Annotated in this window: 3 protein-coding genes and 3 pseudogenes; all 6 read right to left on the bottom strand. The window is 72.6% G+C overall.

What is annotated here, in order from left to right:
- Positions 1 to 242: 242 nt before the first annotated feature.
- Entirely contained in the window at positions 243 to 5084 is a 4842-nt protein-coding gene (locus E0500_RS45125; RefSeq protein ID WP_309505176.1) for a type I polyketide synthase, read from the bottom strand.
- Between the two features lie 113 nt (positions 5085 to 5197).
- Positions 5198 to 5551: pseudogene (locus E0500_RS45120) on the bottom strand (hypothetical protein); the annotation flags it as partial.
- Positions 5446 to 5973: an acyltransferase domain-containing protein gene (locus E0500_RS45115; protein ID WP_309505175.1), complete on the bottom strand. Its 528-nt coding sequence runs from the start codon at positions 5971 to 5973 to the stop codon at positions 5446 to 5448. The gene E0500_RS45115 and the pseudogene E0500_RS45120, both read right to left, overlap by 106 nt.
- Positions 5888 to 11575: a type I polyketide synthase gene (locus E0500_RS45110; protein WP_181587167.1), complete on the bottom strand. Its 5688-nt coding sequence runs from the start codon at positions 11573 to 11575 to the stop codon at positions 5888 to 5890. Before E0500_RS45110 ends, E0500_RS45115 begins: the two co-directional genes overlap by 86 nt.
- A 61-nt stretch (positions 11576 to 11636) precedes the next feature.
- A pseudogene (locus E0500_RS45105) lies at positions 11637 to 12421 on the bottom strand (beta-ketoacyl synthase N-terminal-like domain-containing protein); the annotation flags it as partial.
- A gap of 131 nt (positions 12422 to 12552) precedes the next feature.
- Positions 12553 to 12744, bottom strand: a pseudogene (locus E0500_RS45100) (polyketide synthase docking domain-containing protein); the annotation flags it as partial.
- Positions 12745 to 12749: the final 5 nt, after the last annotated feature.

The following is a 12749-nucleotide window of genomic DNA, read 5'->3' as shown; positions in this document are numbered from 1 at the left end:
CGGGACGCCGTGCGCGAAGAGCTGCGACAGGGCGGTGAGGGCGACTGCCTCTTCGGGACGGTTCTTGCGAAGTACCGGCGCGACGACCGCGTCTTCAGCTGTGTTGTGCTCGATCAGCGCGGTGAGAGTGCTGTCCGGGCCGAGTTCCAGGAAGCGGGTGACGCCTTGGTCGGTGAGGGTGCGGATGCCGTCGGCGAAGCGGACGGTCTCGCGGACGTGGCGGGTCCAGTAGGCGGGGTCGCTCAGGTCGTCGGGGGTGGCGAGGGTGCCGGTGAGGTTCGAGACGAGCGGGATGCGTGGGGGTGGAAGTCGATGCCGGACAGGGCCTGGGCGAAATCGGCCAGCATCGGGTCCATGAGCGGGGAGTGGAAGGCGTGGGAGACCCGTAGGCGGGTGGTGCGGCGGCCGGGCAGGGCGGCGGCTACCGCGAGAACGGCTTCCTCCACGCCCGAGAGCACGATCGACGTGGGGCCGTTGACCGCTGCGACGCTCACCTCGTCGGTGAGGTGCGGGACGACCTCGTCCTCGGTGGCCTCGACCGCCAGCATCAGGCCGCCCTCGGGCAGGGCCTGCATCAACCGTGCGCGCGCCGACACCAGCGCGCACGCGTCCGCGAGCGAGAGCACGCCCGCGACATGGGCGGCAGCGATCTCCCCGACGGAATGACCCGCGAGGTACTTCGGAGTGACCCCGAGGGAGGTGACCAGCCGGAACAGCGCGACCTCGATCGCGAAGAGGGCCGGCTGGGTGAACTCCGTACGGTTCAGAGCCTCCTCGTCCTCACCCCACATGACGTCACACAGAGCGGGGTCGAGCCCGGCAAGCACCTCGTCCAGGGCCTGGGCGAACACCGGGAAACGGCCGTACAGCTCCCGACCCATGCCCAGACGCTGGGCACCCTGACCCGAGAACACGAACGCCAACGGCCCCTCGACCACCACTCCCCTGGCAGCCTCAACGATGCCCTCCGCCGACGCCAGCAACACAGCCCGGTGCGCGAACCGCGCACGACCACCCGCCAGCGTGTAAGCGACATCCACCGACGGCTCAGCCGCCCGCACCACCTCGATCTGCGCATCCAGCGCCCGCCCCGACCGCGCCGACACCACAAGCGGCACCACCGACGGAACGGGAGAGTCGGCCGCCGGCTCGCTGTCGGCGTCCCGCCACTGCTCCAGGATGATGTGGGCGTTGGTGCCACTGAGCCCGAATGAGGACACACCGACGCGGCGCGGGCGGTCACTGTCCGGCCACGGAATCGACTCCCGGACCAGCTCCACCGCACCCGCCGACCAGTCCACGTGGGACGACGGAGCATCTATATGCAGGGTCGGCGCGACAGTGCCGTGCCGCATCGCCAGGATCGACTTGATCAGACCAGCGGCACCGGCGGCGGCCTGGGTGTGACCGAGGTTGGATTTCACCGACCCCAGCAGCAGGGGCCGTTCACGGTCCTGACCATAGGTGGCGAGAAGCGCCTGCGCCTCGATCGGATCGCCAAGCGTGGTGCCGGTGCCATGCGCCTCCACGACATCGACATCCCCAGCGCTCAGCCCCGCGGACGCCAGCGCCTGACGGATCACCCGCTGCTGGGACGGGCCGTTCGGTGCGGTCAGCCCATTGGAAGCACCGTCCTGATTGACCGCACTGCCGCGGACGACCGCCAGAACCCGATGCCCGTTCCGTACCGCATCCGACTGCCGCTCCAGCAGCAGCACACCCACACCCTCAGCCCAGCCGACACCGTCAGCCGAGTCGGAGAACGCCTTGCACCGCCCATCCGGAGCCAGCCCACCCTGCCGCGAGAACTCCACGAACGTGGTCGGCGTCGACATCACCGTCACACCACCGGCCACCGCCAACGAACACTCACCACCACGCAACGCCTGCGCAGCCAAATGCACCGCCACCAACGACGACGAGCAGGCCGTATCGATGGAGACGGAAGGGCCTTCCAGGCCGAGGGTGTACGCGACGCGGCCGGAAACGACGCTCTGGGAGCTGGCGTTGCCGCGGAAGCCCTCGAATTCGGGACCCGCCAGCAGGTTGGCGTAGTCGCTGTACATGACGCCCGCAAAGACGCCGGTCTGGCTGCCGCGCAGGGAGGTCGGATCGATGCCGGCCCGTTCGATGGCTTCCCACACCGACTCCAGCAGCAATCGCTGCTGGGCGTCCGTCGCCAACGCCTCCCGCGGACTCATCCCGAAGAACTCGGGATCGAAGCCGCCGACGCCGGTGAGGAAGCCGCCCTCGCGCGCGGATGAGGTGCCCGTGTGCTCGGGGTCGGGGTGGTAGAGCCGCTCCAGGTCCCAGCCACGGTCCTCCGGGAATCCCGACACGGCGTCCCCGCCCTGGGACACCAGCCGCCACAGATCCTCCGGCGACGCCACGTCACCCGGGAAGCGGCAGGCCATGCCCACGACGACCACCGGGTCGTCGGCCACCGCCGTCAACGGGGTCACCGGAGCGGCCGTACGCGAACCGAGCACCTCGTCCAGCAGGAATCCTGCGAGCGCGCTCACCGTCGGATAGTCGAACACCAACGTCGCCGGCAACCGCAGCCCGGTCACCGACTGCAAGCCGTTGCGCAGTTCGACGGCGAGCAGTGAGTCGAAACCCAGATCGCGGAAGGACCGCGAGTCGTCGAGGCCGACCGGGCTGTCGTGGCCCAGGACCAGCGCCACCTGCCCGCGCACGAGGTCAAGCAGCACCTCGCTCCGCTCCACCTCGTCCAGACTGGTGAGCCGCTGGAGCAGACCGCCCGCCGCGACAACCCGACGACGCGAGCGCACCAGCCCCCGCAGCACCGCGGGCACGTCACCGCGGTCACGGATCGTGCGCAGGTCGAGCGGGATGGGAAGGACGACGGGCGTGTCGTGGACCAGTGCGGTGTCGAACAGTGTGAGCCCTTGCTCCGGGGTCACGGCGGGGAAGCCGGTGCGTGCGAGGCGTTCGCGTTCGGTGGGGGTGAGGTCGCCGGTCATGCCGGTGCCGTCGAGGTCCCACGGTCCCCATACGAGGGACGTGGCGGGCAGGCCGAGGGTACGGCGGTGCTCCGCGAGGGCGTCGAGGAAGGCGTTGGCGGCGGCGTAGTTGGCCTGTCCGGTGCCGCCGAAGGTGCCGGCGGCGGAGGAGACAAGGACGAAGGCCCGGACGTCGGGGAGGAGTTCGTGGAGGTGCCAGGCTGCGTCTGCCTTGGGGCGCAGGACGGAGTGCAGGCGCTCGGGGGTCAGGCTGCCGACAAGCCCGTCGTCCAGGACGCCCGCGGCGTGGACGACGGCCGAGATGTGTCGCCCTGCCAGTGCGACGGTGAGGGCGTCGGCCAGCGCGTCACGATCGGAGACGTCGCAGGCCGTCACGTCCACCCGGTTCGCCCCCAACTCCGTCAGCTCGGAGATGAGTTCACCAGCGCCCGGTGCGTCCGTGCCCCGCCGCGACAGCAGCACCAGTTCGCGCACACCGTGAGAGCGCACGAGATGCCGGGCCAGGACCGCGCCGAGGCCGCCGGTACCGCCGGTCACGAGGACAGGGCCCGGGCCGGTCCAGGAGTTTGCCGCCGAGTCTGCGGGTGTGGTGGCCCGCACGACCCTCGGGGCTTCCAACCGGCCTTCGCGCACGGCGGTTTCGGGCTCGTCGAGGGCCAGGACCCGGCGCAGCAGGTCGGGGGCGACCTCGTCTCCCGCCGGCCAGGACAGCAGGCCGACGCGCCCGGGGTGTTCGTTCTGCACCGTGCGGAGCAGGCCGCGTACGGCACCGAGGACCGGCTCGGGCATGCCAACGGTGGTCACGACGAGGCGGGCATCGGGGTGCCTCTCCTGGTCGAGCCACTCCTGAACGAGCTGCAGTACGTGAGCTGTTGCGTCATGCAGGGCTGTGACGAGGTCATCAGCGGTGGGGTTGCCGTCGATGCGGGCGAGGACGACGCCGGGAGAGGTGTCGGTGAGGGACGCGAGATCGGGGTATGCGGTGGCGCCCCATGCCTGGGCCGACCGGGTGATGTCCTCGCCGACGACGGCGAGCGGGCCGCCGTAGGGCTCCGTGGCGGTGACCTGCGTCCACGCCATGCGGTAGAGGTCGCTGCCCGCGCGGCTCGCCCAGAGACGGTCGTCGGCCGGGCGGACGACGAGACGGTTCACCGATGCGATCGGGTTCCCGTCCTGGTCGGTCACGGTCACAGCGATGCTGCCGGTTCCGATTCCGGTGCCCGTGGCGGTGGCGGTACGCACCAGCTTGGCCCTCACCGTGGAGGCGCCGGTCGCGTGCAGGGACACGCCCTCCCAGGCGAACGGCAGCAGTCCGCCCGACTCCTCGGCCTCCTCACCGGAGAATGCGGCCGCGTGGAGCACGGCGTCGAGAAGAGCCGGGTGCAGACCGAATCCGCTGGTCGGAACGTGCTCGGGCAGCTCGGCCTCGACGAACACCTCGTCGCCGCGCCGCCAGGCAGCGCGCAAGCCCCGGAACACCGGGCCGTACGCGAATCCGTCCTCCGCCCGTCCCTCGTAGAAACCGTCGAGGTCCAGGGGCAGTGCCTCGGCGGGCGGCCACGTCGTGACGTCGAACGTCTGCGGAGAGCCGTCCTGCGCGGCGAGGGTGCCGGAGGCGTGCTGCGTCCAGGGCAGATCCTGGTCCGACGTGTCCGGGCGGGAGTGGACGCCGACGGAACGGCGGCCGTCTTCGTCCGGAGCGCCGACGGCGATCTGGATCCGCACGGCCTCACGCGGGCCGAGGATCAAGGGCACGCCGAGGGACAGCTCCTCGACCCGGCCGCATCCGACCTCGTCCCCCGCACACAGCACCAGTTCCAGGAACGCGGTCGCCGGCAGCAGCACATGGCCATGCACCGCGTGATCGGCGAGCCAGGTCTGCGTACCTGCCGAGAGGCGCCCGGCGAGAACCACCCCGTCGGACTCCACCAACGGCACGGCCGCGCCGAGCAGCGGGTGCTCGACGGGTTCCAGGCCCAGGGCCACGGCGTCCTGAAGGGAAGCGGTGACGGCGGGCCAGTAGTGCCGGCGTTGGAAGGGGTAGGTGGGGGCGTCGGTGAGGCGGGCACCAGTGCCGGCGAAGAGCGCCGGCCAGTCCACCGGGACGCCGTGCGTGAAGAGCCGGGACAGGGCCGTGAGGCAGCGGCTGCTTCCTCGGGCCGGTTCTTGCGCAACGTCGGGACGATGACCGCGCCTCGTCGGGCGCCACACTGCTCGATCAGCGCGGACAGCACGCCGTCCGGGCCGATCTCCAGGAAGCGCGTCACTCCCTGGTCGGTGAGAGTGCGAAGTCCGTCGGCGAAACGCACTGTGCCCCGCACATGCCGGACCCAGTAGTCGGATCGCTCAGGTCGTCGGGGTGGTGAGAGCGCCGGTGAGGTTCGAGACGAGCAGGATGCGTGGCTCGGTGGAAGTCGAGGCCGGACAGGGCCTGCGGCGAAATCGTCCAGCATCGGTTCCATCAGCGGCGAGTGGAAAGCGTGCGAGACCCGTAGGCGGGTGGTGCGGCGGCCGGGCAGCGCGGCGGCCACCGCGAGAACGGCCTCCTCCGTGCCCGAGAGCACCATGGGACGTGGGGCCGTTGACCGCTGCGATGCTCACCTCGTCGGTGAGGTGCGGAGCGATCTCGGCTTCCGTGGCCTCGACCGCGAGCATCAGGCCGCCCTCGGGCAGGGCCTGCATCAACCGGGCGCGCGCCGACACCAGCGCACACGCGTCCGCGCAGCGAGAGCACACCCGCGACATGGGCGGCAGCGATCTCCCCGACGGAATGACCGGCCACGAAGTCCGGCCGTACGCCCAGGAATTCGGCGAGGCGGAACAGCGCCACCTCGACGGCGAACAGCGCGGGCTGGGTGAACTCCGTACGGTTCAGAGCCTCCTCGTCCTCACCCCACATGACGTCACGCAGAGCGGGGTCGAGCTCGGCAAGCACCTCGTCCAGCGCCTGAGCGAACACAGGGAACCGGGCGTACAACTCCCGTCCCATCCCTACGCGTTGGGCACCCTGTCCGGAGAACACGAACGCCAGCGGCTCCTCGGCCGCCGTTCCTCTGGATACCTCGGCGACGCCGCCCTCGGACGCCAGCAACACAGCCCGGTGCCCGAACGAGGCCCGTCCCGCCGCCAGCGTGTACGCGACGTCCGCCGACGGCTCGACCGCCCGCAGCACCTCGATCTGCGCGTCCAGCGCCTGACCCCGACCGTGCCGGACACCACCCAACGGCACGATCACGGACGGGTCCGAGCGCGCCGCTCGGCTCTGCGTCGTCCACGGGCCCCTGCTCCAGAATGACGTGCGCGTTGGTACCGCTCAGCCCGAAGGAGGACACGCCGACACGACGCGGCCGCCCCGTCCGCGGCCACGCCACCCGCTCCCGCACCAGCTCCACCGCACCGGCCGACCAGTCCACGTGCGAGGACGGTGCGTCGACATGCAGGGTGCGCGGGACGACACCGTGCCGCATCGCCATGATCGACTTGATGACCCCGGCGACACCGGCAGCGGCCTGGGTGTGGCCGAGGTTGGACTTTACCGAGCCGAGCAGCAGGGGCCGTTCGCGATCCTGACCGTAGGTCGCCAGCAGCGCCTGTGCCTCGATCGGGTCACCCAAGGTCGTACCCGTTCCGTGCGCCTCGACCGCATCCACCTCACCGGCGGACAACCCAGCCGATGCCAGCGCCTGCCGGATCACCCGCTGCTGCGAAGGACCATTCGGCGCCGTCAGCCCATTCGACGCACCGTCCTGATTGACGGCACTGCCGCGGACGACCGCCAGAATCCGATGCCCGTTCCGCACGGCATCCGACTGCCGCTCCAGCAGCAGCACACCCACACCCTCGGCCCAGCCGACACCATCAGCCGAGTCGGAGAACGCCTTGCACCTTCCATCGGCTGAGAGCCCACCCTGCCGGGAGAACTCCACGAACGTCGTCGGCGTCGACATCACCGTCACACCACCGGCCACCGCCAACGAACACTCACCACCACGCAACGCCTGCGCAGCCAAATGCACCGCCACCAACGACGACGAACACGCCGTGTCGATCGTCACCGCCGGCCCCTCAAGGCCCAGCGCATAGGCGACTCGACCGGACGCGATGCTCGGTGAGCTGCCGCTCCCCCGGAAGCCCTCGAACTCGTCGCCGGACAGCAGCACTCCGTAGTCGTTGTACATGACACCGGCGAAGACACCGGTCTGGCTGCCGCGCAGCGAGGTCGGATCGATACCCGCCCGCTCGATCGCCTCCCACACCGACTCCAGCAACAACCGCTGCTGCGCATCCGTCGCCAACGCCTCCCGCGGACTCATCCCGAAGAAGTCCGCGTCGAAGCCACCGGTCTCCTGGAGGAAGCCACCGGACCGGGTGGAGGAGGTGCCCAGGTGCTCCGGGTCCGGGTGGTAGAGCCCCTCCAGGTCCCAGCCACGGTCGGACGGGAACTCCCCCACCGCGTCCACGCCCTCCGACACCAGCCGCCACAGGTCCTCCGGCGACCGGACGCCACCTGGGTAGCGGCACGCCATCCCGACGACCACCACCGGGTCGTCTGGATGAGTCGTCGTGGATGGCGCTACCTGTGCCGTCGTTCCCGTGGCGGTGTCCGGGAACAGGTTCGGCAGCAGGTGCTCGGCCAGCGCCCGGGGTGTGGGGTGGTCGAAGATCAGGGTGGCGGGCAGGCGCAGGCCCGTCGCCGTGCCGAGGGCGTTGCGCAGCTCGACCGCCGTCAGGGAGTCGAAGCCCAGGTCCCGGAAGGCCCGGCTGGGCTCGACGCGTTGGGCGTCCTGGTGGCCGAGAACGGCGGCCACCTGCTCGCGGACCAGGTCGAGGAGCGCGGTCCTGCGGTCGGCGGGGTCGAGCGGGGCGAGCCGTCGCGCGAGGCCGTCCGTGGGAGCCGTGGCGGACGCGGCCGTGGGCAGCGTCGTGCGGCCTGGCGTGGGGCGGTGGGAGACCAGGCCGCTGAGGAGCGCGGGTACGTCGTCCCGGGCGCGCAGCGCGGCGAGGTCGATCCGGATGGGGAGGACGGTGGTGTGTCCGGTGGCGGGGGCGGCGTCGAGGAGGGCCAGGCCGTCCTCGGGCGTGAGGAAGGGGAAACCGGAGCGGGCGAGGCGCGCCCGGTCGACGTCGGTGAGGTCGCCGGTCATGGCGCTGCCCGCGACGTCCCAGGGGCCCCAGGCGAGGGAGAGCGCGGGCAGGCCGAGGGCGTGGCGGTGTGCGGCGAGGGCGTCGAGGAAGGCGTTGGCGGCGGCGTAGTTGGCCTGGCCGGCGCCGCCCAGGGTGCCGGCGGCGGAGGAGAACAGGACGAACGTGCCGACGTCGGGGGCGAGTTCGTGGAGGTGCCAGGCGGCGTCGGCCTTGGGTCGCAACACGGTGTCGAGGCGTTCGGCGGTGAGGGCGCCGACCACGCCGTCGTCGACGGTGCCGGCGATGTGGACGACGGCCGTGAGGTGCTCGCCGTCGAGGAGTCGGGCGAGGGCGTCGCGGTCGCCGATGTCGCAGGCGGTGACGCGGACCCGGGCGCCGAGTTCGGTGAGGTCGGCGGTGAGCCCGTCGGCGCCGGGCGCGTCGGGGCCTCGGCGGGAGACGAGCAGGAGGTCGCGGGCGCCGTGCCGGGTAACGAGGTGGCGGGCGACGAGGGCGCCGAGGCCGCCGGTTCCGCCGGTGACGAGGACGGTGCCGGAGACGTCCCAGGCAGGCGGCTGTTCGGCGGCGCGCGGGGCTCGGACGAGCCTGGGGACGCGCAGGCCCCCGGCGTCGGCGCGTACTTCGGGCTCGGCCGTGGTCAGGGCACGGCGCAGCAGGTCGCCGTCGACGCGGCCGTCGAGGTGGAGGACGGTGATGCGGCCGGGGTTCTCGGTCTGTGCGGTGCGCAGGAGGCCGCGTGCGGCGGCGGCCGGGAGGTCACCGGTGGCCGGGGTGGCCACGACGAGGCGGGAGTCGGCGAAGCGGGGGTCCGCCAGCCACGACCGGACGAGGCCGAGGACGTGTTCGGTGGTGCCTCGCAGGGCGTTGGGGAGGGGCGCGTCGTCGGTCTCGCAGGTGATGCTGGTGAGGACTACGGGGGGTGCCGCTTCGAGCGTGGCGAGGTCGGGAGCGGCGGTGACGGTGATGTCGGTGGCGCGCAGGATGTCGGCCAGGTCGTCGGCGTCGGTGCCGATGACGGCGAGCTGGAGGTCCCTGGCCGTGACCTCGCCGAGGACGGACGGCCAGTCGATGGTGAACAGGGCGTCGGGGACGTTGGGGGAGGTCGCTGTCGCGGGGCGCGTGACCAGGGCGTCCACCGTGAGGACCGGGTTGCCCGCGGGGTCCGTGGCCGTCACGGTGACGGTGTCGTCGTCCAGGCGGGCGATGCGGGTGCGCAGGGCGGTGGCGCCGGTGGCGTGCAGGCGGACGCCCTCCCAGGAGAAGGGCAGGCCGCCCTCGCTGAGGGTGCCGAGGTCGCCGTGGGTGGCGGCGTGCTGGGCGGCGTCGGCCAGGGCCGGGTGGAGCAGGAAGGCCGTGGCGTCGCTGTGCGCAGGGCTCGGCAGGGTGGCCTCGGTGAAGAGTTCGGTGCCGCGTCGCCAGGCGGCGGTCAGGCCGCGGAAGACCGGCCCGAAGTCGAAGCCGAGCTCGGCCAGGTGGTCGTAGCAGTCGGTGAGATCGATGGGCTCGGCACCGGGCGGTGGCCACGCGGTGTCGGGGGACGGGTGGGCCGGGCTGTCCGACGCGGTGTCGAGTCGGCCGGAGGCGTGGACGGTCCACTCGGCCCGCGGTTCGGCGGTGTCGGGGCGGGAGTGGACACTGACGGGGCGGCGGCCGTCGGCGGCGGGTGGGCCGACGCGTACCTGGAGTTGGACGGCCTCGCGTTCCGCGATGTCGAGCGGGGCCGTGAGGGTGAGGTCGTGGACGCGGTCGCAGCCCGCCTCGTCGCCGGCCCGCAGGGCGAGTTCCAGGAAGGCGGTGCCGGGGAGCAGGACGCGGCCGTGGACGACATGGTCGGCGAGCCATGGTTGCCGGGCGGGGGTCAGCCGGCCGGTGAGGACGACGCCCTCGCCGTCGGCCAGGTCGACGGTGGCGGCCAGCAGCGGGTGGCCGGACGCGCCGAGGCCGAGTCCGGTGGCGTCTCGGGCGCGGCCGGTGCCGGTGGGCCAGTAGGGCTGCCGTTCGAAGGCGGTGGTGGGCAGGTCGACGCGGCGGGCACCGGTGTCCTGGTAGAGCGCGGCCCAGTCGACGGTTCCGGCAGCGCTGGCGGTGTGCAGCCGGGCCAGGCCGGTGACCAGGGACAGTTCCTCGCTGCGGTCGGCGCGCAGGAGCGGTACGGCGACCGTCTCGGGGTCGGCGAGGGTCTCCTCGACGAGGGCGCTCAGCACGCCGTCGGGGCCGAGTTCGAGGTGGGCGCGCACGCCTTGGGCGGCGAGGGTCCGTACGGCGTCGGCGAACCGCACGGTGGCGACGGTGTGCCGGGTCCAGTGGTCGGGGTCGCGCAGTTCGCGGGCGGTGGCGGTGCGGCCGGTGACGGTCGAGACGACGGGCAGCCGCGGGTCGTGGAAGGTGAGCCCGGCGACCACGGCGCGGAAGTCGTCGAGGACGGGCGTCATCAGCGGTGAGTGGAAGGCGTGCGAGACGGCGAGCCGGTGGGTGCGGTGCCCGGCGTCACGGAGCCGGTCGGCAGCCGCGAGTACGGCGCCCTCGGCACCGGACAGGACCAGGGAGGCCGGGCCGTTGACGGCGGCGAGCGCGACGTCGCCCCCGAGCAGCGGGCGCACCGCGTCCTCGGACGCCGCCACGGCGACCATGGCGCCGCCCTCGGGCAGCACCTGCATGAGGCGGCCGCGGGCGGTGACGAGGGCACAGGCGTCCTCGACGGACAGCACACCGGCGACATGCGCGGCGGTGATCTCGCCGATGGAGTGCCCGGCGACGAAGCCGGGGCGCACACCCAGCGATTCGGTGAGCCGGTACAGGGCGGTCTCGACGGCGAAGAGTGCGGGCTGGGCGTGTTCGGTGCGGTTGAGCGCGGCCTCGTCGCCGCCCCACATGACGTCCCGCAGGGCGGGGTCGAGGTGGCCGAGCAGCTCGTCGAGTGCTTCGGCGAACGCGGGGAAGCGGTCGTGCAACTCGCCTCCCATGCCGGGACGTTGGCTGCCCTGACCGGTGAAGAGGATCGCGAGGCCGCCCTCTGTGGCGGTGCCGCGGGCCAGTTCGCGCGGTCCGTCCTCGTGCGGCAGGAGTACGGCGCGGTGTTCCAGGTGGCCGCGTCCTGTGGCGAGGGAGTGACCGACGTCCGGTGCGGCCAGGCCGGAGGCGGCGGCCGTGACCCGGTGGAGCTGGGTGTCGAGGCCGGTGGCGGTGCGGGCGGACACCGGCCATGGCGTCAGGGCCGGGGTGGGTGTGACGTCGGGTTCCTCGGCGGGCGGGGCCTGTTCGAGGACGACGTGGGCGTTGGTGCCGCTGATGCCGAAGGAGGAGACGCCGGCGCGGCGTGGGGCGTCGGTGTGCGGCCAGGGCGTGTTGGCGGTGAGGAGCCGTACGGAGCCGGCGGTCCAGTCCACGTCGGGCGTGGGCTCCTGGGCGTGCAGGCTGCGTGGGAGCAGGCCGGCCCGCAGGGCCATGCACGGTCTTGATGACGCCGGCGACTCCGGCGGCGCCCTGGGTGTGGCCGATGTTGGACTTCACCGAGCCCAGCAGCAGGGGTCGTTCGCGGTTCTGGCCGTATGCGGCGAGGAGGGCCTGGGCCTCGATGGGGTCGCCCAGTGTCGTGCCCGTGCCGTGTGCCTCGACGGCGTCGATCTGGTCGGGGGTGAGGCCGGCGTTGTCGAGGGCGGCGCGGATGACGCGTTGCTGTGCGGGCCCGTTGGGGGCGCTGATGCCGTTGGAGGCGCCGTCCTGGTTGAGGGCGGTACCGCGGACCACGGCGAGCACGGGGTGGCCGGCTCGCCGGGCGTCGCTGAGGCGTTCCAGTACGAGGACGCCGGCGCCCTCGCTCCAGCCGACCCCGTCGGCGGCGGCGGAGAAGGGCTTGCAGCGGCCGTCGGAGGCGAGGCCGCCCTGGGCGGTGAAGGACACGAAGGTGCCAGGGGTGCACATGACGGTGGCGCCGCAGGCGAGGGCGAGGGCGGACTCGCCGGTGCGCAGCGACTGCACGGCCCAGTGCAGGGCGACGAGGAGGAGGAACAGCCGGTGTCGACGGTGACGGCGGGCCCCTCCAGGCCGAGGACGTACGAGATGCGCCCGGAGATCACGCCGGCGGCGTGGCCGGTGGTGGCGTAGACGTCCATGTTCTCGCGGGCTGCGGCGACGACCTTGCCGTAGTCCTGGATGGTGGTGCCGGCGAAGACGCCGGTGCGGCTGCCGCGCAGTGCGGTGGGGGCGATGCCGGCGCGTTCGAGGGCCTCCCAGGCGGATCTCCAGCAGGAGCCGCTGCTGGGGGTCCATGGCGAGGGCCTCGCGGGGGCGATGCCGAAGAACGCCGGCGTCGAACTCGGTCATCGCGTCGAGGAAGCCGCCTGCGCGCGCGGCTGCGGCCGGGTCCGTCGCCGGTGAGGCGGGCCAGGTCCCAGCCGCGGTCGTCGGGGAAGGGTCCGATGCCGTGTCTGCCGTCGATGAGCAGGTCCCACAGGCCGTCGGGGTCGGTCACCCCGCCCGGGTAGTGGCAGGCCATCCCGATGATGGCGATGGGCTCATGGGCGGCGGCCTCCAGTTCCTGGACGCGCTGCCGGCTGTGCCGCAGGTCGGCGGTGGCCCGCTTCAGGTAGTCCCTGAGCTTGTGTTCGTTGTCCATCTCAC

Origin of the sequence: Streptomyces sp. KM273126 (assembly GCF_004337435.2) — a bacterium.
Classification (GTDB): domain Bacteria; phylum Actinomycetota; class Actinomycetes; order Streptomycetales; family Streptomycetaceae; genus Streptomyces; species Streptomyces acidicola.
This window is presented reverse-complemented; position numbering and strand designations above follow the sequence as displayed.

Coding starts and splice junctions, on each gene's coding strand:
- E0500_RS45115 (WP_309505175.1), bottom strand. CDS start 5,973: ATGGGACGGGAGTTGTACGCCCGGTTCCCTGTGTTCGCTCAGGCGCTG.
- E0500_RS45110 (WP_181587167.1), bottom strand. CDS start 11,575: ATGGCCCTGCGGGCCGGCCTGCTCCCACGCAGCCTGCACGCCCAGGAG.